This is a genomic window from Bradyrhizobium sp. CCBAU 21365, assembly GCF_015291305.1.
GTDB classification, from domain to species: Bacteria; Pseudomonadota; Alphaproteobacteria; order Rhizobiales; family Xanthobacteraceae; genus Bradyrhizobium; species Bradyrhizobium elkanii.
The window spans coordinates 3767915-3792995 of the sequence record NZ_CP030036.1 but is presented as its reverse complement, the minus strand read 5'-3'; the positions used below and the strand labels follow the sequence as shown (position 1 = coordinate 3792995).

General features: G+C 64.6%; 22 protein-coding genes. 5 read left to right on the top strand and 17 right to left on the bottom strand.

The window, feature by feature from the left end; genetic code table 11:
- Nucleotides 1-4 precede the first annotated feature (4 nt).
- The 15 genes from XI02_RS17225 to hutI form a co-directional block, all read right to left on the bottom strand.
- Nucleotides 5-2293, bottom strand: a complete 2289-nt coding sequence (locus XI02_RS17225) for a VWA domain-containing protein (RefSeq protein WP_129964935.1) — start codon at nucleotides 2291-2293, stop codon at nucleotides 5-7.
- Nucleotides 2294-2307: 14 nt separating this feature from the next.
- Nucleotides 2308-3135 (bottom strand): CbbQ/NirQ/NorQ/GpvN family protein, encoded by an 828-nt coding sequence (locus XI02_RS17220; RefSeq protein WP_051110092.1) that lies wholly within the window; start codon nucleotides 3133-3135, stop codon nucleotides 2308-2310.
- Between the two features lie 34 nt (nucleotides 3136-3169).
- On the bottom strand, nucleotides 3170-4189 hold the full coding sequence (locus XI02_RS17215) for an alpha/beta fold hydrolase (protein ID WP_018270841.1): 1020 nt from the start codon (nucleotides 4187-4189) through the stop codon (nucleotides 3170-3172).
- Between the two features lie 34 nt (nucleotides 4190-4223).
- Entirely contained in the window at nucleotides 4224-5558 is a 1335-nt protein-coding gene (locus tag XI02_RS17210; protein WP_018270840.1) for a cytosine permease, read from the bottom strand.
- Between the two features lie 94 nt (nucleotides 5559-5652).
- Complete coding sequence (locus tag XI02_RS17205) at nucleotides 5653-6690, bottom strand: aliphatic amidase (RefSeq protein ID WP_016845713.1); 1038 nt, start codon at nucleotides 6688-6690, stop codon at nucleotides 5653-5655.
- A gap of 33 nt (nucleotides 6691-6723) precedes the next feature.
- Nucleotides 6724-7416: an urea ABC transporter ATP-binding subunit UrtE gene (urtE, locus tag XI02_RS17200; protein ID WP_018270839.1), complete on the bottom strand. Its 693-nt coding sequence runs from the start codon at nucleotides 7414-7416 to the stop codon at nucleotides 6724-6726.
- Nucleotides 7409-8161, bottom strand: coding sequence for an urea ABC transporter ATP-binding protein UrtD (gene urtD / locus XI02_RS17195; protein WP_018270838.1), 753 nt, complete (start codon nucleotides 8159-8161; stop codon nucleotides 7409-7411). Before urtD ends, urtE begins: the two co-directional genes overlap by 8 nt.
- A complete protein-coding gene (urtC, locus tag XI02_RS17190) occupies nucleotides 8158-9297 on the bottom strand; it encodes an urea ABC transporter permease subunit UrtC (RefSeq protein ID WP_018270837.1) in 1140 nt (379 codons plus the stop codon). The genes urtD and urtC overlap by 4 nt, the downstream gene beginning before the upstream one ends.
- Nucleotides 9298-9313: 16 nt before the next feature.
- Entirely contained in the window at nucleotides 9314-10183 is an 870-nt protein-coding gene (gene urtB, locus XI02_RS17185) for an urea ABC transporter permease subunit UrtB (RefSeq protein WP_016845709.1), read from the bottom strand.
- A gap of 131 nt (nucleotides 10184-10314) precedes the next feature.
- Entirely contained in the window at nucleotides 10315-11565 is a 1251-nt protein-coding gene (locus XI02_RS17180; RefSeq protein ID WP_038376091.1) for a transporter substrate-binding domain-containing protein, read from the bottom strand.
- A gap of 128 nt (nucleotides 11566-11693) precedes the next feature.
- Entirely contained in the window at nucleotides 11694-12248 is a 555-nt protein-coding gene (locus XI02_RS17175; protein ID WP_229157895.1) for an ANTAR domain-containing response regulator, read from the bottom strand.
- Between the two features lie 83 nt (nucleotides 12249-12331).
- Complete coding sequence (locus tag XI02_RS17170) at nucleotides 12332-13486, bottom strand: transporter substrate-binding domain-containing protein (RefSeq protein ID WP_038376092.1); 1155 nt, start codon at nucleotides 13484-13486, stop codon at nucleotides 12332-12334.
- A 374-nt stretch (nucleotides 13487-13860) separates the two neighbouring features.
- Nucleotides 13861-15528 (bottom strand): urocanate hydratase, encoded by a 1668-nt coding sequence (gene hutU, locus XI02_RS17165; RefSeq protein ID WP_018270836.1) that lies wholly within the window; start codon nucleotides 15526-15528, stop codon nucleotides 13861-13863.
- A gap of 27 nt (nucleotides 15529-15555) precedes the next feature.
- Nucleotides 15556-17115, bottom strand: coding sequence for a histidine ammonia-lyase (gene hutH / locus XI02_RS17160; RefSeq protein ID WP_018270835.1), 1560 nt, complete (start codon nucleotides 17113-17115; stop codon nucleotides 15556-15558).
- Nucleotides 17112-18326: an imidazolonepropionase gene (hutI, locus tag XI02_RS17155; protein WP_018270834.1), complete on the bottom strand. Its 1215-nt coding sequence runs from the start codon at nucleotides 18324-18326 to the stop codon at nucleotides 17112-17114. Before hutI ends, hutH begins: the two co-directional genes overlap by 4 nt.
- Before the next feature lie 85 nt (nucleotides 18327-18411).
- Here hutI and XI02_RS17150 point away from each other — a divergent pair, with 85 nt between their 5' ends.
- The 5 genes from XI02_RS17150 to XI02_RS17130 all read left to right on the top strand — a co-directional run bounded on the left by XI02_RS17150 (nucleotide 18412) and on the right by XI02_RS17130 (nucleotide 23223).
- Nucleotides 18412-19770, top strand: a complete 1359-nt coding sequence (locus XI02_RS17150; protein WP_069278808.1) for a formimidoylglutamate deiminase — start codon at nucleotides 18412-18414, stop codon at nucleotides 19768-19770.
- Complete coding sequence (gene hutC / locus XI02_RS17145) at nucleotides 19767-20510, top strand: histidine utilization repressor (RefSeq protein ID WP_018270832.1); 744 nt, start codon at nucleotides 19767-19769, stop codon at nucleotides 20508-20510. Before XI02_RS17150 ends, hutC begins: the two co-directional genes overlap by 4 nt.
- Before the next feature lie 134 nt (nucleotides 20511-20644).
- The gene (locus XI02_RS17140; protein ID WP_172648118.1) at nucleotides 20645-21589 is read left to right on the top strand and encodes an ABC transporter substrate-binding protein; all 945 of its coding nucleotides are present in this window, start codon (nucleotides 20645-20647) and stop codon (nucleotides 21587-21589) included.
- A gap of 78 nt (nucleotides 21590-21667) precedes the next feature.
- Nucleotides 21668-22441, top strand: coding sequence for an ABC transporter permease (locus XI02_RS17135; protein ID WP_172648119.1), 774 nt, complete (start codon nucleotides 21668-21670; stop codon nucleotides 22439-22441).
- Nucleotides 22438-23223 (top strand): ABC transporter ATP-binding protein, encoded by a 786-nt coding sequence (locus XI02_RS17130; protein WP_018270829.1) that lies wholly within the window; start codon nucleotides 22438-22440, stop codon nucleotides 23221-23223. Before XI02_RS17135 ends, XI02_RS17130 begins: the two co-directional genes overlap by 4 nt.
- 143 nt (nucleotides 23224-23366) lie before the next feature.
- Here the strand turns inward: XI02_RS17130 and XI02_RS17125 are convergent, their stop codons facing one another.
- A complete protein-coding gene (locus XI02_RS17125; RefSeq protein WP_172648120.1) occupies nucleotides 23367-23714 on the bottom strand; it encodes a zinc ribbon domain-containing protein in 348 nt (115 codons plus the stop codon).
- A gap of 98 nt (nucleotides 23715-23812) precedes the next feature.
- On the bottom strand, nucleotides 23813-25042 hold the full coding sequence (gene fmdA / locus XI02_RS17120; protein ID WP_016845697.1) for a formamidase: 1230 nt from the start codon (nucleotides 25040-25042) through the stop codon (nucleotides 23813-23815).
- Nucleotides 25043-25081: the final 39 nt, after the last annotated feature.

Here is a 25081-nt window from a genome sequence, read left to right as displayed (position 1 = left end):
CCCGCTATTTCTTCAGTTCCGCGTAGAGCTGCATCACCCGTTGCGGCAACACCTCGATGCGCGGCACGCGGAGCGCATAGCGCTCGCCGAAAATCCGATCGAGCTGGGGAAATCTTTGCTCGCCGATGCCAAAGGCAAAGATATCGGTGCCACGCCGCCGCAGCTGCTGGGCAGCACGGCGGGCGTCCTCGACGAGATATTGCGCATCCGGCACGTCGACGTCGGACGGCTCGCCGTCGGTCAGAACCAGCAGCACCTTTCGGAACGCGCGTCGTTCCGCGAGGTAGCCCCCGGCATGGCGCAATGCCGCGCCCAGCCGGGTGGAATGACCGCTGCCAAGGCCCGCGAGACGCGCACGAACCACTGCGTCCATCGGCTCCGCAAAGCCCTTGATGCGCAGGTAGCGCACGCGCTCACGGCCATCGGAGCTGAAACCATGCACCGCGATCGCATCATTGGCGGCCTCGACCGCGGCCGCCATGATCGCGGCCGCCTTGCGTTCGACGTCGAGGACCGTCCGGCCGCGGCGGTCACGGTCCGCGGTCGATTGGGACAGGTCCAGCAGCAGCAGGATGGCGAGATCGCGTGGTCCGGGCGCATCGCGCTGGTAGACCCTGGGCTCGCTGATATTGCCGGTGCGCCGCTCGATCGTCAGGGCGATCGCTGCGTCAATGTCGAGCGCGTCGCCGTCGCGCTGGCCCTTGTGTCGGATACGGCGGCCGATCGACGCGTCGCGGGTCAATTCCGTGATCCAGCGCATCGCCTCGGCGTCCGTCGAGGAATCGAAGGGCTGCGCGGAAACGGCGGCATCGGCTTCCAGAATCGTGGTCCAGTCCGGCCGCTCGGTACGCGCCGCATAGTCCCACTCCGGGTAGGTCGCGACCGGAAACCCATCCAGCAGCGTCACCGCACTGGCCTTCGCGCGCAACGTCTCGTCCGGCTTGGCGTTGTCGTCGGCCGATTGGCCACCCGCATCGTCGCGCCGCTCGATTCGGACGGAATCGACGGCAAGTTCGATCGTCTCGGCCGGACTGTCCGGCTGGTCGCCGAAATCCCACAGCGCCAGATTGTCGTCGCGATAGGCGGGTTCGACGACGTAGCTCTTGGCGTTGAACTGCAGCCGCATCTGCCCGATGTCGTTGCCGAGCAAGCCACCGATCTCGCGGCTGATGGCAGGATCGGTCCAACGGCCGGCGGCAGCGGCAAACAGCGTCCGCCCCTTGGTCACCCACGCGTCCGGATCCTGATAATCGGGATCGATCAGCGCCCGCGCCAACCGCATCATCAGTCCGGCTGCGGTTGCCTGGCCGGCTGGCGTCGCGCTGTGAAATGGCAGCCATAGCCGGCGCAGCCCGGGCATTTCGCGGAGCGCCAGCGTCTCGACCCGGGCGTCCTCGATCAGCGAGACCAGCGCGATCTGCAGCGCCTTCAGTCGCCCCACCGGAAAGCGGGCGGTGGAATGCACCAGATGCGTGCCGGCATGCACGACCGCCGCGAGATAGACGGCGTCCGCTCCCTCGCCTTCGAAGCCGGGAAAGGTCTGCGGCAGACCGACGAGGCCGGCGGCGAGCGAGGTCCGCCGCGGCACCGGCGTCGCTGCAACCGCAAGTTTGCGGAAACGCGGCTTTCTGTTCCACAACGCGATCGTGGTTGCAGCGAGCCGCTTCTCCAGCCGCGCGAAATCATCCCCGCTCCGGCCGGCTGCGAACAGCTGCGCCGAAAGCTGATCGTCGAGCGCGAAATAGGCACGGCGGCGCGATGCGCGACCGCCGCTCGCGCGCAAGCCGGCGGAAACCCACGCCGCAAACTCCTCGCCGCCGGCATGCGCCAGAAACTGCCCCAGCCGGCCGATCGCGAGGCCCGCCGACTCCGGCCCGGTGGCTGCGAGTTGATCGAACGCGGCGAGAACCGCGGTGAGTTCTCCTGCACCCGCAAGGCGCGGCAGCACCCTGGACAATTCGGTCAGCAACGCATGGGCGGCGCGGCTTCCGGTGCTGCAGCCGATGTCCCGGACCGCGCGGCCGATCGCGATCAGATCATCGGCCGATCGCTGCGCCGGCCACTGCTCCGATAGACGCAGAAAGCCCTGCACCACGGCTTGACCGAGATTGGCCTCGAACAGGGCGTGCACGGCCTCGTCCCAGATCGCCAGGTGATCGAACCAACCGGTTCGCTGCAGAGCGGTGCGCGCCGCCTGCACGGCCGCAGCTACATCGTCATGACCGCGCAACAGTGCCGCGAGCCGACGTCCGGACCGGAAGCTATCGAGCGAACTGATTTGCGCGACCGCCACCTGCAAACGTCCACTTACCCGCAGGCCGAGATCACGTCGCGCAACGTGTTCCTGGTGTCCGCATCATCGGTCAAGGGCACGACGATCGTGGTCTCGCAGGCCTTTTCGAGGCTGATGCCGCATCCGATCAAGCGGCCGGCATTGACCAGCATGCGGGTCGAGGCGCCTTCGTCGAGCCCCTGACCCTTCAGGTTGCGGCTATGCTGGGCGATCTTCACCAGGAGATCGGCGAGGTTCGGTTCGATGCCGGCTTCGCGCGACACCACCTCGGTCTCGACCGGCCGATCAGGATAGCCGAAATCCAGCGCCGCGAAGCGCTGCTTGGTGGATTCCTTGAGGTCCTTGATCGCGCTCTGGTAGCCCGGATTGTAGGAGATCACGAGCTGGAAGTCGGAATGGGCGTGGATCAATTCACCGCGCTTCTCCAGCGGCAGCACACGACGATCGTCGGTCAAGGGATGGATCACGACCGTCGTATCCTGGCGCGCCTCGACGATCTCGTCGAGATAGCAGATCGCGCCAAGACGCACCGCGGTCGTGAGCGGCCCGTCGCTCCACACCGTCCCCTCTGCGTCGAGCAGCCAGCGCCCCACCAGATCCGCCGCCGTCATGTCCTCGTGGCAGGCGACTGTGATCAGCGGGCGGCCGAGCCGCCACGCCATGTATTCGATGAAGCGGGTCTTGCCGCAGCCGGTGGGGCCTTTCAGCATCACCGGCATGCGGTTGGCATAGGCTGCACCGAACAGTTCGACCTCATCCTTGAGCGGCCGGTAATACGGCTCCTCCCGGATGCGGTACTGGTCGAGCAGCAGGGCGGGATTGGACAAGCTCACGCCTCCCATGATCGCGCAGGCAGCCGTTCGCAACCGGTCGATATCACGATGCGAGCAGTTCCTTGAGCTTAGTGTCGATGAAGTCGACATCGACCGGATTGGTCCCGGGCCCGCCGGCGAAGTGGCCCCAGATCGACGGCACCGGCACGAGCTTGGCGTTCGGCATGTTCTCGACCTCGAACGCGCTGTCCTCCGGCGGGAAATAGAGATCGGTCTGCCCCGGCATGACATAGGCCTTGGCCTTGATCGCTCTCAGCGCGGCCCTGAAGTCGCCGTCGTAGATTTCGTTGTCGCTGATGTCGCCGTGCTGCCACGTCCACAGCATGGTCAGTAGATTGTTGGGATCCTTCGGCAGGAAGAAGCCTTCCCAGAACGCCACCAGGAAATCCTCCAGCGACGAATAGCCCAGCGTCTTGATGTCGAGCTGCTCGCGATAGAAGGCCTGTGAAAAGCCCCAGCCGGCATAGACACGCGCGGCGGCGCGCAGGCCACGGGCCGGCTTGTCGGTGTACCAGCCCTCCTTCCACGCAGCATCCGCCGTGAGTGCCGCCTTGACGCCTTCGAGGAACACGAAGTTGTGGCGCGAGCACTTGGCCGAGCCGCAGAACGGCGCCAGCAAGTCCATCATATCCGGATACAGCGCACCCCAATGGAACGTCTGCAACGCGCCCATCGACCAGCCGACGACGAGACGGATGTGCTTGATGTCGAATTTCTCGGTCACCAGCCGATGCTGGGCGCGCACATTGTCATAGGCCGTCACCTGCGGGAAACGCGGTCCATTATACGGTTCCGGCGTGTTGCTCGGCGACGACGACAGCCCGTTGCCGAGCATGTTCGGGATGATGATGAAGTACTTTGCCGGATCGAGCGCCCTGCCCGGTCCGATCAGCCATTCATTGTCGTAATGCTGACCCGAGTACCAGGTCGGATAGACGATGACGTTGTCCTTGGCCGCGTTGAGCTGGCCATAGGTCTTGTAGGCGAGCTTGCAGTCGCGAATGGTCGCGCCGCGCTGCAAGGTCAAATTGCCGAGATCATAGATCTGATAGTCGACGCTCATTGATGTACCCTTCTTGCTTGATCGAGCTGATCGCTTACGCCGGACGCGCCACCTTTTCGGTCGGAGATTCCACCCGTGCGATCGCTCCGTACACGATGCCGGCGACTACCGCGGCGGAGATCGCAGTGGACAGCCCCGGCATCAGGTTTTCAACCGCAAAGGCACACAGCGACCCGATGCCCCAGGCGATGAACGGCTTCGCACGCCAGTCCACGTCCGCCCGCGCCTCGGCCCGCAGCAGGTACTGATCGACCAGGATGATCGCGCCGATCGGCGGCACCAGGATGCCGAGCAGCGACAGCCACTGGATGAAGAACGCCCAGACATTGCCGGCAGCGACCAGGATGCCAAGCGCGCCGAGCACCACCGCCATCAGCCGCATATTGGTCCCGAGGATGCGCGACCAGCCGGTGGCCGCATTGTACAGGCAGTGCGAGCAGACCGAGCCGAGATTGGCATAGAGGAAGATGAACGCGAGGATGCTGAGCCAGGTGAGCTGCTTGCCGTTCATGTAGCCGAACATGTTGTCGACACCGAACGGATTGGCGTTCGGCACGGCGAGCGCCGCCGTCATCACGCCGCCGACCAGCATTGCCACCAGATTGGCGAACGGAAACGCGCTGAACGTGGCGAACAGCGAGGCCCGTGGGCTCGGCGCCCAGCGGTTGAAGTCCGCCGTCACCGTGCCGGCGTCGATGAACAGCGCGAGCACCACCGTCAGCCCGACGCCCATCGACATGCTGGCGACGCCATTGTTGCCGGCATAGGCGAAGATCGCCGCCGACGTCGTGGTCGAGGCGGCATCGGCCGCGACCCAGAGGCCGAGTACGACAAACAGCGGCACCGACGCCAGCCCGATCCAGTGCAATCCCTTCACGCCGACGAAAGTAATTCCGATATAGAGCACGCCGGCGACGATGGTCATCGCCACATAATTGAGGCCGTAGGTCGAGGAGATCAGCGCGCCGGTGATGCCGGTCTGCACCGCATACCAGCCGAGCAGCAGGGTCGACAGCAGGCCCGACGCCAGCACATAGCCCTTCTTTCCGAACACGATGCTGGCGATCAGCGCGAAATTCATGCCTCGCCTGGTGCCGATCAGCCCGAGTGCGCCCACATAGGCGAACATGATCAGGTTGCCGACGATCATCGCCACCAGTGCATTCTTGAACCCCATGCCCAGCACCAGCAGCGAACCGGTCATCGCGCCGGTGATGATCATCGGAAAGCCCAGCCACACCATCGTGACCGAGAAGGCGCTGCGCCGGGCGCTCATCGGCACCGGCTCGTGCTCGAACTCATGGCCGAGAAGGTCGTCGATCTGCCCTTCGGTCTGCTGAACCAGCCCGCTATTCGATTGACCGCTCATGATGTCCCCCTGTTTCCTCCGCGAGGAAGTGTCCGCCGTTGCATCGAACCACGCCGGCGCGAAACATCGCGCCGGCGCCGATCATCGATGTCACTCAACGATGTGCGACTTTCTGGTTCGGAATGCCCTCGATCGGACATTCATCGGTCCCGACGGTCGGACGGGTCATGGCTTCAACCATCTCCCGCGTCCCTTCGGGGTCCGTGATCCAGTTCTTGTAGAAGGTGTACGGGCAGACCGCGTGGCCGCGATCGCCGTCGCCGGAGTTGATCAGGCCGGTATAGCCGCGATGCATCAGCTTGAAGAGATGGTTCTGCGACTGCATGTTGCGGCGGGCGTCGCGGATCAGCGACACCGAGAGCTGCGCGTACTGGATGCCGTTCTCCTCGGTGCCGCACTCGCCGAGCGTCCTTCCGTCGAAGCCGATGAGCGCGGAATGGCCGAAGTAGGAATAGACGCCGTCGAAGCCGGAGGCGTTGGCGACCGCCACGTAGCAGTTGTTGGCCCAGGCCATCGACTTCGAGATCTGGATCTGCTGCTCCTTGGCCGGATACATGTAGCCCTGGCAGCGGACGATCAGTTCGGCGCCGCGCATCGCGCAATCCCGCCAGATCTCCGGATAGTTGCCGTCGTCGCAGATGATCAGGCTGATCTTCAGCCCCTTCGGCCCCTCCGAGACGTAGGTGCAATCGCCGGGATACCAGCCCTCGATCGGCACCCACGGCATGATCTTGCGGTACTTCTGGACGATCTCGCCCTTGTCGTTCATCAGGATCAGGGTGTTGTACGGCGCCTTGTTGGGATGCTCCTCGTGGCGCTCGCCGGTCAGCGAGAACACACCCCAGACCTTGGCCTTGCGGCAGGCGTCCGCGAAGATGCGGGTCTCCTCGCCCGGCACGGACGACGCGGTCTCGTACATCTCCTTGGAGTCGTACATGATGCCGTGGGTCGAGTATTCCGGGAAGATCACGAGGTCCATGCCCGGCAGGCCGAGCTTCATGCCCTCGACCATCTTGGCGATGTTGCGCGCGTTATCCAGCACCTCGGCCTTGGTGTGCAGGCGCGGCATCTTGTAATTCACCACGGCAACGCCGACCGTGTCCTTGCTGCTCGATATGTCTCCATGCAACATGTCTAGACTCCCTTTCCTGAGCGATAAGTCCCGCTACACGGCCATGTGCAGCTGGATGAGATCATCGGTGAGCTCACCGATCGTACCCTTGGCGACGACGCGTCCCTTTTCGAGCAACGCGAAGCGGTGAGACGCACGCCGCGCGAACGCGACATTCTGTTCGACCAGCACGACCGTGATTCCGCGTTCGCGATTGAGGCTGACGATCACGTCTTCGATCTGCTCGACGATGTTCGGCTGGATACCCTCGGTCGGCTCGTCCAGCAGGATGACCTTGGGCTTGGCCAGCAGCGCACGCGCGATCGCAAGCTGCTGCTGCTGGCCGCCGGAGAGGTTGCCGCCGTAGCGATTGAGAAAGTCCTTGAGTACCGGAAACAGCTCGAGCACCCACTCCTCGATGCCGTTGGCCGATTTCGCGGCGAAGGTCCCGAGCGTCAGGTTTTCCCGCACAGTGAACTTCGGCAAAATCCCGCGGCCCTGCGGCACGTAGGCAATACCGGCCTTGGCGCGCTGGTAGGTCCGCAGCGGCGAAATGTCGGCACCGTCGAGCGACAGCCGTCCGGTACACCGGTCCATCAGGCCGAGGATGCTGCGCATCAGCGTGGTCTTGCCGACGCCGTTGCGGCCGAGCACCGAGAGGAATTCGCCATTGCCAACCGTCAGGTTGATGCCCTGCAGGGCGCGGCTGTTGCCGTAGAAGGCGTCGACGTCGGTCAGCTCAAGCATGGCTGATGCCTCCCGATCCGAGATAGGCGCGGCGTACTTCCGGATGTGCCTCGACTTCAGCGGCGGTGCCCTCAGCCAGCATCTGGCCCATATGCATCACGGAGATGATGTCGCCGATCGCCTTGACGAAGCCCATGTCGTGCTCGACCACGATCAGCGTGTGCTTGCCCTTCAGCCGAGCGAACAGTTCGGCGGTCTTGCGGGTTTCCTGCGCCGTCATGCCCGCGGTGGGCTCGTCCATCAGGATCAGCTCGGCGTCCTGGGCGACCAGCATGCCGATCTCCAGCCACTGGGTCTGACCGTGCGACAGATAGGCGGCCGGCCGGTCGAGCTGCTCGGTGAGCCCGACCAGTTCAGCGAGACGCTCGACATGCTCGCGCCCCGAGTTGCCGATATTCCAGCGCAGATTGCCGAAGACGCTCGTGCGCCGGGCTCGCGCCACTTCAAGGTTCTCGGAAACCGAGAGCTCGCGGAACACGCTCGGCACCTGGAACTTGCGGCCGACGCCGGCGCGGGCGATTTCGTACTCCTCGAGGTCCTGCAGCGCCGTTCCGTCAAAGCTCACCGTGCCGGCGCTCGGCTTGACCTTGCCGCAGATGATGTCCAGCGCCGTGGTCTTGCCGGCGCCGTTCGGCCCGATCAGGCAGCGCAGCTCGCCCTTGCGCACGCTCATGTTGAGACTGTTGAGCGCCTTGAAGCCGTTGAAGCTGACCGAGACATCGCGGAGGTCGAGATGGGAGCTCATGTGCTGCCCTCCGTCTGGCCGACGCCCTGTGCCACGCCGCCACTCGCGGTTTGTCGTCGCAGCACGATCCAGCGCAAGGCAGCTTGCGCGAGACCGGCGAGCCCCTTCGGCAGGAACAGCACCACGAGCACGAACAGCGCGCCCATCACCAGCGTCCAGGTTTCCAGGAACGCTGCGGACTCCGACAGCGCGCCCTGCATGCCCGCCACCAGCACCGCGCCAAGGAACGCACCGACCAGGCTCTGCCGACCGCCGACCGCGCACCACACCACCACCGAAAGCGAAAGCTGCACGCCGAGGAAGGTCGGCGAGGCAAACTCCATCACCACCGTGTAGAGCATGCCAGCAAGGCCCGCGATCGCCGCCGACAGCGCGAACACGAAGATCTGGTAGAGCGCGACGTCGTAGCCGAAGTAGCGCACCCGGCTCTCATGGTCGCGAATCGCCTGCACGATCAGGCCGGCCTTGGTCCTTGTGAAGGCGAAGGCGACAAGCAGGCTGAGCAGGACACAGCTGGCGACGAGATAGTAGGTTGCGCGGCCATAGGCATCGAACGCGACGCCGAAGATCTCGAGCTGGGCGAGATCGGTGATGCCGTTGAAGCCGCCGGTGTAGCTCTGCTGGTCGATGATGACGAGATTGATCACCACCATGGTGGCGAGCGTGATGATCGAGACATAGACGCCGGTGACGCGGCCCCGGAACATGAACCAGCCGAGCGCCGCCGCAACCAGCGCCGGCACGATCAGGCCGGCGGCGATCGCGAAGGTCAGCGAGCGGAACGGCTCCCAGAACCACGGCAAATGCTGGACATTGTTCCAGACCATGAAGTCCGGCAGTCCACTCGCTCCGGTATGCACCGGCACGGTCTTGAGCTTGAGCGCCATTGCCATGGCGTAGGAGCCGAGCCCGAAGCTCATCGCCTGGCCGAGATTCAGGATGCCGCCGAATCCCCAGGACAGCCCGAGCGATATCGTGAGGATCCCCAGCACCAGATAACGCGCGACCTTGTTGAGCAGGAAGTCGTTGTTGAGCAGCACCGGCAGCACGAACACCACGGCGCAGACGATCAGCAGAGGTGCCAGCTGCGCGATCAGGCGCTGCAATCCGTTGGGGTTGGGAACATGCGACGGCATAGATGAGCGATCTGTCTCAGGCCCGCACGCGTGCGGTGAAAAGCCCCTCGGGGCGGAAACGGATGAGCACGACGATGGCGAGCAGCACGATCGCCTTGGCCACCGTGTCGTTCTGCAGGAAGGCAATGCCGCCGGAGAGCTCGCCGAGGATGAAGGCGCTCGCCACGGTCCCGGCGAGGCTCTGCACCCCGCCGAGCACGACCACCATGAAGGCATCGACCACATAGCCGGTGCCCATATCGGGCGACACGCTCTTCAGCGGCGACACCAGCGCGCCGGCCAGTCCCGCCAGTCCCGCGCCATAGGCGAAAGTCAGCGCATAGACCCGTTTGGCGTTGATGCCGAACGAGGCGGCGACCGAACGGTCCTGGATGATCGCACGCAGCTTCATTCCGACTGTGGTGCGGTTCATCAGCAACCAGGTCGCCACGAACAGCGCGATCGACACCACGAACAGGAACACCCGATAGGACGACACCGGGATGCCGAACACGTCCATGCTGTCCGACAGCGCCGGCGGCAGCTGCACGTAGCGCAGTTCGCTGCCGACCATCAGCCGCACCGCCTGCTGCAGCATGATGCCGACGCCCCAGGTCGCGAGGATCGTATCCAGCGGCCGGTTGTTGAGCAGGCTCAGGACATAACGCTCGATGACCCAGCCGAACGTGGCGACCACGAGGAAGATCGGCACCAGGCTCGCCAGCAGGCCGAGCCCGAGATAGGTGTGGAACACCCAGGCCGCGTAAGCGCCGAGCATCACGAACTCGCCATGGGCGAGATTGATGATGCCCATCGACCCGTAGATGATCGACAGGCCCAGCGCGACCAGCAGCAGGATCGATCCGATGCTGAGGCCGGTGACGATTTGTTCGATGAATTGGTCCACGTCGGGATCCGCTTTTCGATAATCGTTTTGTGCGCCCTGCCCCTCCCACCCGTTCGTGCGAGAGGCCGCATTCGTTTTGGGGATGCAGGCCGCCGGCGCCGCACGCCGACGGCCTTCGTCAGCCCCCGTCGTCAGCTCTTCTCGACCAGGCCCTTCTCGGTACATGACTGTCCGGGATAGGCCGCGTAAGGCACCGGCTTCAGCCACTCCTTGGCCTCGACAAGAATCTCGAACTGTCCGTTCGACTTCGCCTGCGCGATCTTGGGCCACAGCCAGGTGTGCAGGTTCTCCGGCTCGATCCGGACCTTGCCCTGCGGTGCAATCACTTCCTGGCCCTTGACCGCGTCGCGGATATTCGGCGGCGTGAGGTCGCTGGTCGCAAGCTTCTCGACCGCCTGCTTGAACAGGTAGGTCTGGAAGTAGCAGGCCTCCGACACGAAATGCGTCACCTTGTCGGCGCCCCAACGCTTCTTGTAGGCCTCGACGAACTTCTCGTTCTCCGGCGACTTGTGCACCATGAAGTAAGGCGCCGAGGTGAAGTGACCGGCGGCTGCCTCGCCGCCCATCGCAGCGACCTCGTTCTCGGAGGTCGTCAGGCTCGCCATCGGCATCTTTTCGGGATCGAGGCCGGCCGCCTTGTACTGGCGATGCAGCGCGACCACGGAATCGCCGACCACGGTGGAGAAGATCACGTTCGGCTGCGTCGAGCGGATCTTGTTGATGACGGAAGAGAATTCGGAGTGGCCGAGCGGCACATATTCTTCCGCCACGACCTCGCCGCCGAGTTTTTCAAGCAGCTTCTTGCAGTAGTTGTTCTCTTCCTTCGGATAGATGTAGTTGGAGCCGATCAGGTAGAACTTCTTGCCGAACTTCTTGACCAGCCAGGGCACGAACTCGTCCTGCTGCTGGTTCGGCACCGCGCCGGTGTAGATGACGTTCTTCGAGCACTCGCGGCCTTCATAGAGCGTCGGATACCAATAGAGATTGTTCTGCCGCTCGAACACCGGGAGCACCGCCTTGCGGCTTGCCGAAGTGTAGGAGCCGAACACACTCACGCATTTGTCGCCGACGACGAGCTTGCGGGCCTTCTCCGAGAAGGTCGCCGGATCGGACGCGGGGTCCTCGACGATCGGGACGATCTTGCTGCCCTTGATGCCGCCTGTGGCGTTGATCTCCTCGATGGCGAGCAGCGTCGCCTTGTTGAGCGATTCCTCGATGATCGCGGTCGTTCCGGTCAGCGAGAACAGCACGCCGACCTTGATCTCGCCGCCGGCGGCGTAAGCAAGGTCGGCGTTCTTGATCCAGATGTGCGGCAGTCCGGCGCCGGCAAATGCGCCAAGCGCCGCGGTGTTCCTCAGCAAAGTCCGCCGTGAAATGCTCATCCTTAAGCTCCCTTCAGGACTGAAAAAACAAAAAGCCCTCCCGATGCGCGCTTACGCGAGCATTGGGAGGGCTTTGTTGCCGGTTGTGTCGAAGGCGGCGCTGTCGCCGCCGGCCCCGCTATTGGGGCTTACTGTTGATGATCGTAGCCAAGCAGTTCGAACGAGTCAACAATCGCCGCGGCGACGGCACTTGCCGACACGCGACGATCCATCGCCTGTCGTCTGATGAAGCCATAGGCCTCGGTTTCCGGCATCTGCCGCGTCGCCATCAGGATCGCCTTGGCGCGTTCCACCGTGCGCATCGAGCGCAGATTGTCATCGAGCTTCTCGATCTTGCTGCGAAGCCGCCGTTCATAACCAAATTGACTGCGCGCCAGCACCAGGCTGGACAGCACTGCATTCTGCGTGAACGGCCGCGGCAGAACGGCGTTCGGCGTCGCATGACACAACGCGTCGGCGTGCACGGTTTCCGTCGCCGGCAGGATCACGACCAGCGCCGAGCGCGCATCGCCGGGAATCCACGGCAGGCGCCGCGCCAGGTCAGGAGAATATTCGCAGTACACCACGTCGGCATCGGCCGGCACGCTCTCCGGCATCGGCCAGACCTGCCGCACGCGCATCCGGAACCGCTGCAACTCGCGCAGCAACATGCCGACCTGATCGTCGACCGGCGCGACCACCACCGCCGACAGGTCGGCAAGTTCCTGAACCATGGTCTTGCGTCCGCCGACGTCTCGGCTCAGCGACGGCTTACGCGACATTTCGTTCATTGGACGCTTCCTGTTTGCGTTGCACGACCATATCCGATCAGGAACGGATCCGCATGCACCGGCTCCTTCGACTGGCTGACGACATCGAACTGCCCCTGGCGGTTGGCGCGCCCGATGCGGGTCCAGAGGTCGGTATGGCCCGACATCGGGTTGACGGTGACCGCACCTTGCGGTGCATCGAAGCTGGTGCCGAACACCATCGAGCGGAGCACTTCGGTGTCGAGCGAATTGACCTGCTGGAGCGCCTTCGCGAACAGATGCAGCTGGAAGTACGACGCCTCGGCGCACATGTTGGTCGAGATATCGGCGCCGAACCGCTTCTTGAAGCGCTGCACAAACGCATTGTTGGCGCTGCCCTCGACGCCCTGAAAGTACGATGCCGCCGTGACGTGTCCCTCGCCGACATCGAACCCCATGGCGGCGATTTCGGCTTCCGTCGTGGTCAGGCTGGCGATCGGCACCTGCTTTGGATCGAGCCCGACATTCGCATAGGCCTGATAGAGGAACACCGTGCCCTCGCCAACGACGGTCGAGAAGATCACGTCGGGCCTGACACGCTTGATATCCTGGATGATCGGTACAAAATCCTGCCAGCGCGCATAGACATTGACATAGCGTTCGCCAACGACCGAGCCGCCATTGCTCTTGAGCAGCTCCCGCATCACCCGGTTGGACTCGCGCGGATAGATGTAATCCGACCCCACGAAATAGAACCGTGTTCCGAACGTATCCATCAAATAGCGGCACAGCGCGAGGCTGTTCTGGTTCGGCGAGGCGCCGGTGTAGATGACGTTGGGCGACGCCTCGAACCCTTCGTAAAGCGTCGGATACCAGAGCAGACCGTTCAGCCGTTCGACCACCGGCAGCACCGCCTTGCGGCTCGACGAGGTGTAGCAGCCGAAGATCGTGCTGACCTGATCCTCGATCATCAGCCGCTTGGCGTAATGGCCATAGGCGGCCGAGTCCGATCCGGGGTCATAGGCAACGGGAACCAGCTCGCGGCCGCAGACGCCGCCCGCTTCATTCACCTCTTCGATCGCGAGTTGCGTGCCCTGATACTGGGTCTCCTCGATCACCGACATGAAGCCGGTTCGCGAGAACAGCACTCCTATCCGCCACGGAGCGGATGTCGTCTGGGTAAGGTTCGACATGATCAGGCCCTCGACAGAATTGGAGGGACGAGAGGGATTATTGTTCTTGTTGCTCTCGAACAGCGTTGCCGGCTGCGGAAGATTGCATGCCATCTGCCACGAGACAAGGACCCTGGCCGCTCATCCTGTCAGCGAAGCTGACGCGAAAGCAGGCAGATTAATGTATCACCCGCGACGGATCACAGGTGCAGCGCTCCACGGGCCACCTATCTCCGGTAGCTGCACCACCGATTTCCCGTATCAAGGCATGTCCGGCCGGTCACCTCGCGTACATCAACCGGAAGGTTGAGAGCTGCGACGAGATTGCTCGTTAACCTGCGCCGCGACCGGGAGATGCCGCTGAACCCGCGAACAACTCCCGATCAGGAGTCCCCTCAGCGCAGGCTGGGCAGATCGAGCCCGTTGGCGCGGGCGCATTCGATCGCCGTGTCATAGCCGGCGTCGGCGTGGCGCATGACGCCCGTCGCCGGGTCGTTCCACAGCACGCGCTCGAGCCTGCGCGCCGCCTCCGGCGTGCCGTCAGCGACGATCACCATGCCGGCGTGCTGCGAATAGCCGATGCCGACGCCGCCACCGTGATGCAGCGACACCCAGGTGGCGCCGCTCGCGCAGTTGAGCAAAGCATTGAGCAGCGGCCAGTCGGACACCGCGTCGGAGCCGTCGCGCATCGCCTCGGTCTCGCGGTTCGGGCTCGCCACCGAGCCGCTGTCGAGATGATCGCGCCCGATCACGATCGGCGCCTTGAGCTCGCCGCGCGCCACCATCTCGTTGAAGGCAAGGCCAAGCCGATGGCGGTCGCCGAGCCCGACCCAGCAAATCCGCGCCGGCAGCCCCTGGAACTTGATGCGCGCCTTGGCCATGTCGAGCCAATTGTGCAGATGGCTGTCGTTGGGCATCAGCTCCTTGACCTTGGCATCGGTCTTGAAGATGTCCTCGGGATCGCCCGACAGCGCCGCCCAGCGGAACGGTCCCACGCCGCGGCAGAACAGCGGACGGATATAGGCCGGAACGAATCCCGGGAAATCGAACGCCTGGTTCAGGCCCATGTCCTTGGCCATCTGGCGGATGTTGTTGCCGTAATCTAGCGTCGGGATTCCCTGCGCGTGAAAATCCAGCATGGCCTGGACGTGATCGACCATCGAGGTCTTGGCCGCCGTCTCGACGGCCTTCGGGTCGGCCGCGCGTTTGGCTTCCCAATCGGCGAGCGTCCATCCCTTCGGCAAATAGCCATTGATCGGATCATGCGCGCTGGTCTGGTCGGTGACGATGTCCGGGCGCACGCCGCGGCGCACCAGCTCGGGAAAGATCTCGGCCGCATTGCCGAGCAGGCCGACCGACACCGGCTTCTGGCTCTTGACCGCTTCAGCAATGATCGCCAGCGCTTCGTCGAGCGTCGTCGCCTGGCGGTCGAGATAACCCGTGCGCAGCCGCATCTCGATGCGGCTCGGCTGGCATTCGACGGCGAGCATCGAGGCACCGGCCATCGTGGCGGCCAGTGGCTGGGCGCCGCCCATGCCGCCGAGACCTGCCGTCAGGATCCATTTGCCGGCGAGACTGCCGCCATAATGCCGGCGGCCGACCTCGACGAACGTCTCATAGGTCCCCTGTACGATGCCCTGGCTGCCGATATAGATCCATGAGCCTGCCGTCATCTGGCCAAACATCATCAGGCCCTGCCGGTCGAGCTCGTTGAAATGATCGAGCGTCGCCCAATGCGGCACCAGGTTGGAATTCGCGATCAGAACGCGCGGCGCGTCGGCATGGGTCCGGAAAATGCCGACCGGCTTGCCGGATTGCACCAGCAGCGTCTGGTCATTTTCGAGCTTGCGCAACGAGGCGGCAATCCGGTCAAAGCTCTCCCAGTCGCGCGCCGCACGGCCGATGCCGCCATAGACCACGAGCTCGCTCGGGCGCTCGGCGACGTCAGGGTCCAGATTGTTCATCAGCATGCGCAGCGGTGCTTCCGTCAGCCAGCTCTTGGCGCTGATGCCGGTGCCGCGGGGAGCACGGATGATGCGTTCGTTGTCCAGTCGGCGGTTCATGACGGATGTCCCTGCTAAGCAAGCCTTCTAAGTCAGTCTTGGAAATGGATCGGTCGGAAGCACCGCGATCGCAGCGGCCGGCAACGCGTCGGCTTCGATCAGCGCGGCTGCGCTGGCGAGATCTTGCGCCATGTAGCGGTCGGCGGCGAGAGCGGGAACGTGCTGCCGCAGCGCGGCAATGACCGCCGCGAGCGGTGCGCTGGTCGCATGCGGCGCGCGCAGCGTAATACCTTGCGCCGCGACCAAAAGCTCGATGCCGAGGATGGCGGCGAGATTGTCGGCCATGTCGGACAGCCGGCGCGCGGCATGGGCGGCCATCGAGACGTGATCTTCCTGATTGGCGCTGGTTGGCGTCGAGTCGATCGAGCAAGGCAAGGCGCGCTGCTTGTTCTCGGCATAGAGCGCCGCCGCCGTCACCTCGGCGATCATGAATCCGGAGTTGATGCCGGGGTCAGGCGTCAGGAACGGCGGCAGGCCGAAGTTCAAGGCGGGATCGACGAGGGTCGCGATCCGGCGCTCGCTAGTCGCGCCGATCTCCGCGAGCGCCAGCGCGATCTGGTCGGCGGCGAACGCCACCGGCTCAGCGTGGAAATTGCCGCCTGACACGATCTCGCCGGTCTCCACCAGCACCAGCGGGTTGTCCGTCACTGCATTGGCCTCAATGGTCAGCCCACGCGCGGCTTGCGCGAGCAGGTCGAGCACGGCGCCCGCGACCTGCGGCTGGCAGCGCAGACAATAAGGGTCCTGCACGCGCTCGTCGCCTTCGAGATGCGATTGCCTGATGTCGCTGCCGTCGAGCAGCGCGGTCAGGGCGGCGGCCGCAGCGATCTGGCCGTCATGGCCACGCAGCGATTGTATCTCGGGACGAAACGGCACCGTCGACGCCATCGCCGCATCGACCGACAGCGCACCTGTCACCAGCGCGGCACACGCCAGGCGATGCGCACGCAGCAGGCCGGAGATGGCATAGGCGGTGGAAAACTGCGTGCCGTTGATCAGCGCGAGTCCCTCCTTGGGGCCGAGCGTCAACGGCGCGAGGCCGGCAGCGGCAAGCGCTTCGCTCCCCGACACCAGCCTGCCATCAAGGATTGCCTGCCCCTCCCCGATCATGACCGCGGTCATATGGGCGAGTGGCGCGAGATCGCCGGAGGCACCGACCGAGCCCTGCTGCGGCACCAGCGGAGTGACGCCGCGCGCCAGCATGCCCTGCAACTGCTCGATCACATCGCGGCGCACGCCGGATGCGCCGCGACCGAGCGAAATCACTTTCAACGCCATCATCAGGCGCACGATCGGCTCGGGCGTGCTCGGACCGACTCCGCAGCAATGCGACAGGATGAGGTTGCGCTGAAGCAGCGCGGTCTGGTCGGGCGCGATGCGCGTCGATGCCAGCTTCCCGAAGCCGGTATTGATGCCGTAGACGGGAACGTCAATACGCGCCGCCTTCGCCACGATCTCCGCGGCCGCCTCGACGCGCGGCCAGCATGATGGATCGAGCACGATGGGTGCGCCGGCGAGCACGCGCGCCAGGACGTCGAGGCCGACGGTTCCGGGCGTCACGACGACAGGCGCATCCCGATCGCTCATTGCCCCCTCCACACCCGGCTGTGCAGCGGGTTGAAGCCGATGCGGTAGACCAGTTCGGCCGGACGCTCGATGTCCCAGATCGCCAGATCGCACCACTTGCCGGCCTCTAACGTACCGGTCTCGGCCAGCATGCCGAGCGCGCGCGCCCCTTCCCGCGTCACCCCTGTGAGGCATTCGGCGACCGTCATCCGGAACAGCGTTGCACCCATGTTCATCGCCAGCAGGAGCGAGGTGAGCGGTGAGCTGCCCGGATTGCAATCGGTCGCCAGCGCCATGTTCACACCGTGGCTACGAAACAGCTCGACCGGCGGCTTGTGCGTCTCACGAATGAAATAGAACGCGCCGGGCAGCAGGACCGCGACGGTTCCGGCCTTCGCCATCGCCGCGGCGCCGGCTTCGTCGGTGTGCTCGAGATGATCCGCTGACAGTGCCGAAAACTTTGCGGCCAGCGCCGCGCCGCCGAGATTGGACAGCTGATCCGCATGCAGCTTGACGGGCAGTCCCAACGCCCGCGCCGCCTCGAATACCCGCGCCGTCTGCTCTCCGGAAAACGCGATCCCCTCCATGAAGCCGTCGACGGCATCGGCAAGGCCGGCCTTGGCCACGGCCGGCAGCATCTCGTTGCAGACCAGATCGATGTAGCGGTCCTTGTCGCCATTGGCCTCAGGCGGCAACGCATGCGCTCCGAGGAACGACGTGCGGATCGCAACCTGCCGCAGGCGGGCGAGGCTGCGTGCCGCCGCAAGCTGCCGCATCTCGGTCTCGGCATTGAGGCCATAGCCGGACTTGATCTCGACGGTGGTTGCGCCCTCGCCGATCAGCGCGTCGAGTCGCGGCAGCGCACCGGCGACGAGCTCGGCCTCGGTCGCCTTGCGCGTTGCCGCGACGGTCGAGACGATGCCGCCGCCCGCCCGCGCGATCTCCTCATAGCTCGCGCCTTTCAGGCGCAGCTCGAACTCGTGCGCGCGGTTGCCGCCGAAGACGAGATGGGTGTGGCAATCGACCAGCCCGGGCGTGATCCAGCGGCCGGCGCAATCGATCCGTTCAACGGCGTCCGCATCCACAGGAAAATCCGACTGCACACCAGCATAGACGATGCGGCCGTCGCGCGCCGCGATCAGGCCCCGCTCGATCTCGCCGAGATGAGTGCGGTCGCTGCGCATCGTGGCGAGCCGGGCGTTGTGCCAGATACGGTCGAAGCGCTCTGCCATGCGATCGTCCCCTCGATGTGGGATGCTTGACTTATATGTCTAGACATATAATCGTGTCCGGGTTCTGTCCAGCCGGCGTGAAAAAATGACACGACTGCATTTCGCATTCGCGCTGCTGCCTTCGGGCTGGGCCAATGACGTGCAGGTCGTCGTTGCCGATGGCGCGATCGCGTCGGTGACGGCGGGCGTCGCGCCTAGCGCCGGCGACGAACGTCACCAACTGGCGGTTCCGGGATTGGCGAGCCTGCACAGCCACGCCTTTCAACGCGGCATGGCCGGCCTTGCCGAACTGCGCGGCGACACGACCGATACGTTCTGGACCTGGCGCGAGACGATGTATCGCTTCGCGCTGACCATGACACCGGACGACGTCGCCGCCGTCGCAACCCTGCTCTATGTCGAGATGCTCGAGCGGGGCTTTACCCGCGTCGGCGAGTTCCACTATCTGCACCATGATCGCGACGGCGCGCCCTACGCCAATCTCGCCGAGATGGCCGTGCGCATCGCGGAGGCCGCCAGCGCCTCCGGCATCGGGCTCACGCTGCTGCCAAGTTTCTATGCCCACAGCACGTTCGGCGGCGCCGCACCGCATGCCGGGCAGCGCCGCTTCATTTGCTCGGTCGATCAGTTCGCCACGCTGATGACTGCCTCGCGCGAGGCAATCCGAGATCTACCTGGCGCCAACATCGGCATCGCTCCGCATAGCCTGCGGGCAGTAGCACCCGACGAGCTCGCAGCCATCATTCCGCTTGCCAAGGCGGACCCGATCCAAATCCACGCCGCCGAGCAGGTGCGCGAGGTCGAAGATTGCCTCGCCTGGTCGGGACAGCGGCCGGTGCAATGGCTGCTCGAACATGCGCCCGTCGATCAACGCTGGTGCCTCATTCACGCGACCCACATGACGGAGCAGGAAGTCACAGCGCTCGCCCGCAGCGGCGCGGTTGCCGGCCTTTGCCCCGTCACCGAAGCAAGTCTCGGCGACGGCATCTTTTCCGCGCGCGAATTCCTCGCGGCGGGCGGCCGGTTCGGCATCGGAACCGATTCCAACGTACTGGTCGGGGTCGCCGACGAGCTGCGTCAGCTCGAATACGGACAGCGGCTGAAGCACCGCGAGCGCAACGTGCTTTCGGGGCGTCCCGGCGCATCCACCGGCCGCGCCCTGTTCGACCACGCACTCGCGGGCGGCGCGCAAGCTCTGGCACAGACCAAGGCCGGGCTCGCGCCCGGCGCGCGCGCCGACATCGTGTCTCTCGACACCGCGCACCCGTCCCTCGCGGGACGGTCAGGCGATGCGGTTCTCGACGGCTGGCTGTTTGCAACCGGCAGCGACGCGATCGATTGCGTCTGGGCCGGCGGCGACAGGGTCGTCGCGGGCGGACGGCACCGGTTGCGCGACAAGGCGCGCGAGCAGTTCAATGCCAGCGTGCGGAGGCTCGTCGCATGAGTCTCGCCTCCGACCAGGCCAAGCCGAATGCAGCCGGCAAGCCGACGCTCTACAAGCGGATCCGGCTCGACATCGAGACCCGGATCCTGACCGGCGAATGGCCGCCCGGGCATCGCATCCCGTTCGAGCACCAATTGATGGCGCGCTATCGCTGCTCGCGCATGACGGTGAACAAGGCGCTGTCGGAACTGGCGCAGGCCGACCTGATCGAGCGGCGGCGCCGTGCCGGCACCTTCGTGCGCCGTCCACAGCATCTGTCGGCGGTGCTCAAGATCGCCGACATCCGCGCCGAGATCACCGCGCTCGGCCGCAGCTATGGCTATCAGCTGATCGATTGCCGGCGCCGTACCGCAACATCGGCCGATCGGGCTCGGCTCGGCATGGACAAGACCGGCAAGGTGATCGCGATCGCCTGCCGGCACAGCGCCGACAACGTGCCATTTGCCGTCGAGGACAGGCTGATCGATCTCTCCACCGTGCCTGAGGCCGCGACGGCCGACTTTGCGCGCGAACCGCCGGGATCATGGCTGCTGCATCATGTACCGTGGACGGAAGCCGAGCATACGATCAGCGCGATTGTTGCGGACGATCGCACGGCAAAGGCGCTCGACATCGCGGTCGGCGCGCCCTGCCTCGTGATCGACCGCTACACCTGGCGCAGCGCGCGCACGGTGACGGCGGTGCGGCTGCATTACCCAGGCGAGACGCATCGCCTGGTCGCCCGCTTCAAGGGAGGCTGAGGACGCCTTGCGCGGCATATTTCATGCAATGCATCATGGGCCATCATCCGCCGACATGCTCCGTGCGGCAATCCGCCGCGACTGACGTCAAGACATCAACCGGGTTCAATCCATCGTTCAAGGGGTCGACAATCATGCGTTCTTTCAAGCTATTTTCCGCAATCGCAGTGTTGCTCGCGTCCACCGCCGCGTCAGCGGATGACGTCAAGGTCGGCGTCGGCATCTCCGGATGGACCGGCTTCGCGCCGCTGACGCTCGCCAAGGAATCCGGCATCTTCAAGAAGAACGGCCTCGACGTAACCTTGAAGAAAATCCCGCAAAAGGACCGCCATCTCGCGATCGCCTCGGGCGACATCCAGTGCGCGGCGACCACGGTCGAGACCTGGATCTCCTGGAACGCCAACGGCGTCGCGACCAAGCAGATCTTCCAGCTCGACAAGAGCTATGGCGCCGACGGCATGGCCGTGCGCAACGACGTCGCCGCGATCAAGGACCTGAAGGGCAAGACCGTCGCGGCATCGGCGCCGGGCACCTCGCCCTATTTCGCGCTGGCCTGGATGCTGAAGAAGAACGGCCTCTCGGTGAAGGACGTTACCGTGGTGAATCTGGAGCCCGCTGCCGCGGCGCAGGCTTTCGTCTCCGGCCAGAACGATGCCGCGATGACCTACGAGCCCTATCTGTCGACGGTGCGCGCCGCTCCCGACAAGGGCAAGATCATCGCGACCACGCTCGACTACCCGATCGTGATGGATACCTTCGGCTGCACGCCGAAATTCCTGACCGACAATCCGAAGGCGGCGCAGGCGCTTGCCGACAGCTATTTCGAGGCGCTCGACCTGATCGCCAAGGATCAGGCCAAGTCCTACGAGATCATGGGCGCCGACGTAAAGCAGAGCGGCGAGCAGTTCGGCAACTCGGCAAAGTACCTGCGCTGGCAGGACAAGGCCGCCAACCAGAAATTCTTCGCCGGCGACTTCCTCACCTTCAACAAGGACGCTGCCGAACTCCTGCTCGAGGTCGGCATCATCAAGGCCGCGCCGAAGGTCGAGGACATCTACGACGCCAGCTTCATCAAGTAACGCAGCAACCATTTCGGCCGGTCCCGCCTCGCGACACAGCGGGCGGGACCGGCGCATAAGATACGCCTGGATCAATTGATGCGTCCTCTCGAGCCCACGACATCGAAGCAGCGCGTGGCCTATGGCCTCGCCTTCTTCGTGCTGTTCGTCGCCCTCTGGTCCTGGGCGACGTTCGGCGGCCACGTGTCGAAGACTTTCCTCGCCAACCCGCTCACCATGGTGCAGGAAGGCTATGAGCTGCTCGCCAAGCAAGGCTTTCTGTTCGACATCGGGATGACGATCTGGCGCGTGATCGGCGGGTTTGTGCTTGCTGCCGTCATCGCGGTGCCGCTCGGCGTTCTGATGGGAGCCTACAAGCCAATCGAGGCCTTTCTCGAGCCGTTTGTGTCCTTTGCGCGCTATCTGCCGGCGTCGGCCTTCATCCCGCTGCTGATCCTGTGGGCGGGTATCGGCGAGTTGCAGAAGCTGCTGGTGATCTTCATCGGCGCGGTGTTTCAGATCATCCTGATGGTCGCGGTCACCGTCGGCGCCACACGGCGCGATCTGGTCGAGGCCGCCTACACGCTCGGCGCCCGCGACCATGGTATCATCCGCCGCGTGCTGCTGCCCTCAGCCGCGCCCGAGATTGCCGAAATCCTCCGGCTGGTGCTGGGCTGGGCCTGGACCTACGTCATCGTCGCCGAACTGATCGGCTCATCGTCGGGCATCGGACACATGATCACCGACAGCCAGGCGCTGCTCAACACCGGCCAGATCATCTTCGGCATCATCGTGATCGGGCTGATCGGCTTGATCTCCGATTTCCTGTTCAAGGCCTTCAACGCCTGGCTGTTCCCGTGGAAGCTCGCATGACCGCGCTCAGGATCGATCAGGTCTCGCGAACCTTCCCCGCTCGTGCCGGCAACGCGCCGACGAGAGCGCTCGAGCCGACCACGCTCGACGTCGGCGACAACGACTTCGTCACCATCCTCGGCCCCTCCGGATGCGGAAAGTCCACTTTGCTCCGGATCATCGCCGGGCTCGACCGGCCGACCAGCGGACGCGTCACGCTTGACGGGCGCGAGGTCACCGGCCCTGGCGCCGATCGCGGCATGGTGTTTCAGTCCTACACATTGTTTCCGTGGCTGACGGTGCGGGAGAATATCGCCTTCGGCCTGCGCGAGCGTGGCGTTGCGCAAGGCGAGCGCCGTGACATCGCCGATGCTTTCATCCGCCGGGTCGGGTTATCGGGCTTCGAAAATCACTGGCCCAAGCAGCTGTCCGGCGGCATGCAGCAGCGCACCGCGATCGCCCGGGCGCTGGCCAACGATCCAAAGATCCTGCTGCTCGACGAGCCGTTCGGCGCGCTCGACAACCAGACGCGCGCGCTGATGCAGGAGATGCTGCTCGGGATCTGGGAACGCGACCAGAAAACGGTGCTGTTCGTCACACACGATATCGAGGAAGCGATCTTCCTCGGCAGCCGCGTCATCGTGATGAGCGCGCGGCCCGGCCGCATCAAGGCCGAGATCACGGTCGATCTGCCGCATCCCCGCTCCTACAAGATCAAGACGACGCCCGAATTCGTCGCCCTGAAAGAACGGCTCGTGGAAGAGATCCGCACCGAGGCCCTGAAAGTCGCCGAGCAGGCCTGAGAGCCTGCTTCTCCGTCATGCCCGGCCTTGTGCCGGGCATCCACGTCTTTGCATCAATCGGGCAAAAGACGTGGATGGCCGGGACAAGCCCGGCCATGACGATGCAGCGCCAGTTTGAGGAAAACCGACGATAGGCTGCGCGGTCAGTGGCTGATCATCCAGGGCCGCGCGGTCGGAAAGCCCTTGGCGCCGCTCTTGGTCCTGGTCATCAGCCGCGCCGGCTTCTTCTTTCCGGTGGAGCAGCAGCCGCAGCCCGGGCCGTGCGCCGCCTTGTACTGATCGAGCGTCTTCGGCGCATGCCGGCTCTGCTCGTTGGTGGCGTGCGCCTTGCGCTTGTCGGAGGGCATGCAGAAGAACGCCGGCGCGGTGAGGATCACGCGCTGCGACGTCGCCTCGCATTGCGGGCAGTCCTGCGGCAGGTCGCATTCCGCCATCGGCCGCATGTCGGTGAACGGACCGCAACCGTTGCAGAGATATTCGTAGATCGGCATTTCCTTAATCCTTGCGCAGTCGTGTGACATCCGGCGATGGATGCGGGGCGGCCAATACGCAGCCGTCCCGCACCCTTCGCGCAGGGATCACTCAGGGATCATTTGTCGGGCGAGATCGGCATCTGCACGTCGCCCTTGATATGCTTGATCGGTCCCGCCGACGACGGCATGACGTCGAAGTCGAAGATCTCCGTCGGCAGCCACAGCGTGGCGCAGGCATTCGGCACGTCGACCACGCCGGAGATGTGGCCCTGGCACGGCGCGGTGCCGAGGATCGAATAGGCCTGGGCGCCGGAATAGCCGAACTTCTTCAGATATTCGATCGCGTTCAGGCAGGCCTGGCGATAGGCGATGTGGACATCGAGATAGTGCTGCTTGCCGGCCTCGTCCACCGAGATGCCCTCGAAGATCAGATAGTCCTTGTAGTTCGGCGTGATCGGGGACGGCTTGAACACGGGGTTCTTGATGCCGTATTTCGAGACGCCGTCCTTGATGAGATCGACCTTGATGTGCAGCCAGCCGGCCATTTCGATGGCGCCGCAGAAGGTGATCTCGCCGTCGCCCTGGCTGAAATGCAGATCGCCCATCGAGAGCCCGCCGCCCGGCACATAGACCGGGAAGTAGATCTTCGAGCCGCGCGACAGATCCTTGATGTCGCAATTGCCGCCATGCTCGCGCGGCGGCACGGTACGGGCGCCCTCGAGACCGATCTTCGCCTTGACGTCACCCTTGGCCTGGCCCGCATGCGCGGTCGGCGCGAACGGCGGATTGGCGAGGCCCGGCACCCGGGTCGGGTTGGTCGCGATCAGCTCGGCCTCGCGCTTGTTCCAGGCCGCCAGCATCTTGGCATCGGGCAGACAGCCGATCAGGCCGGGATGGATCAGGCCGGCGAAGTTCACGCCGGGAACGTGACGCGACGAGGTGTAGAGGCCCTTGATGTCCCAGATCGACTTCTGCGCCAGCGGGAAATGGTCGGTGAGGAAGCCGCCGCCATTCTGCTTGGAGAAGAAGCCGTTGAAGCCCCACAGGCTCTCCTTCAACGGACCGACGTCGAGCAGGTCGACGACGAGGAGATCGCCGGGCTCGGCGCCCTTGACGCCGATCGGGCCGGACAGGAAGTGCACGATCGAAAGATCGATGTCGCGCACGTCGTCGGCGGAATCGTTGTTCTTGATGAAGCCGCCGGTCCAGTCGACGGTCTCGATGATGAAGTCGTCGCCGGGGCTGACCCACTCGACGATCGGAACCTCCGGATGCCAGCGGTTATGGATCTTGTCGTTTTCATAGGCCGACTTGCTGAGATCGACCTTGATCAGTGTATCTGGCATCGCGATGCTCCCCTTGGGTTACACAGTTGAAAGTTTGAG

What these genes read in the sequence shown, in the direction of transcription:
- urtD (WP_018270838.1), bottom strand. Translation starts at nt 8,161, where the DNA reads ATGAGCTCCCATCTCGACCTCCGCGATGTCTCGGTCAGCTTCAACGGC.
- hutC (WP_018270832.1), top strand. Translation starts at nt 19,767, where the DNA reads ATGAGTCTCGCCTCCGACCAGGCCAAGCCGAATGCAGCCGGCAAGCCG.
- XI02_RS17180 (WP_038376091.1), bottom strand. Translation starts at nt 11,565, where the DNA reads ATGAGCATTTCACGGCGGACTTTGCTGAGGAACACCGCGGCGCTTGGC.
- XI02_RS17210 (WP_018270840.1), bottom strand. Translation starts at nt 5,558, where the DNA reads ATGAGCGGTCAATCGAATAGCGGGCTGGTTCAGCAGACCGAAGGGCAG.
- fmdA (WP_016845697.1), bottom strand. Translation starts at nt 25,042, where the DNA reads ATGCCAGATACACTGATCAAGGTCGATCTCAGCAAGTCGGCCTATGAA.
- urtC (WP_018270837.1), bottom strand. Translation starts at nt 9,297, where the DNA reads ATGCCGTCGCATGTTCCCAACCCCAACGGATTGCAGCGCCTGATCGCG.
- XI02_RS17215 (WP_018270841.1), bottom strand. Translation starts at nt 4,189, where the DNA reads ATGAGCGTCGACTATCAGATCTATGATCTCGGCAATTTGACCTTGCAG.
- XI02_RS17150 (WP_069278808.1), top strand. Translation starts at nt 18,412, where the DNA reads ATGACACGACTGCATTTCGCATTCGCGCTGCTGCCTTCGGGCTGGGCC.
- urtE (WP_018270839.1), bottom strand. Translation starts at nt 7,416, where the DNA reads ATGCTTGAGCTGACCGACGTCGACGCCTTCTACGGCAACAGCCGCGCC.
- XI02_RS17135 (WP_172648119.1), top strand. Translation starts at nt 21,668, where the DNA reads ATGCGTCCTCTCGAGCCCACGACATCGAAGCAGCGCGTGGCCTATGGC.
- XI02_RS17220 (WP_051110092.1), bottom strand. Translation starts at nt 3,135, where the DNA reads ATGGGAGGCGTGAGCTTGTCCAATCCCGCCCTGCTGCTCGACCAGTAC.
- XI02_RS17140 (WP_172648118.1), top strand. Translation starts at nt 20,645, where the DNA reads ATGCGTTCTTTCAAGCTATTTTCCGCAATCGCAGTGTTGCTCGCGTCC.
- XI02_RS17205 (WP_016845713.1), bottom strand. Translation starts at nt 6,690, where the DNA reads ATGTTGCATGGAGACATATCGAGCAGCAAGGACACGGTCGGCGTTGCC.
- XI02_RS17130 (WP_018270829.1), top strand. Translation starts at nt 22,438, where the DNA reads ATGACCGCGCTCAGGATCGATCAGGTCTCGCGAACCTTCCCCGCTCGT.
- hutU (WP_018270836.1), bottom strand. Translation starts at nt 15,528, where the DNA reads ATGAACCGCCGACTGGACAACGAACGCATCATCCGTGCTCCCCGCGGC.
- hutH (WP_018270835.1), bottom strand. Translation starts at nt 17,115, where the DNA reads ATGAGCGATCGGGATGCGCCTGTCGTCGTGACGCCCGGAACCGTCGGC.
- XI02_RS17125 (WP_172648120.1), bottom strand. Translation starts at nt 23,714, where the DNA reads ATGCCGATCTACGAATATCTCTGCAACGGTTGCGGTCCGTTCACCGAC.
- hutI (WP_018270834.1), bottom strand. Translation starts at nt 18,326, where the DNA reads ATGGCAGAGCGCTTCGACCGTATCTGGCACAACGCCCGGCTCGCCACG.
- XI02_RS17170 (WP_038376092.1), bottom strand. Translation starts at nt 13,486, where the DNA reads ATGTCGAACCTTACCCAGACGACATCCGCTCCGTGGCGGATAGGAGTG.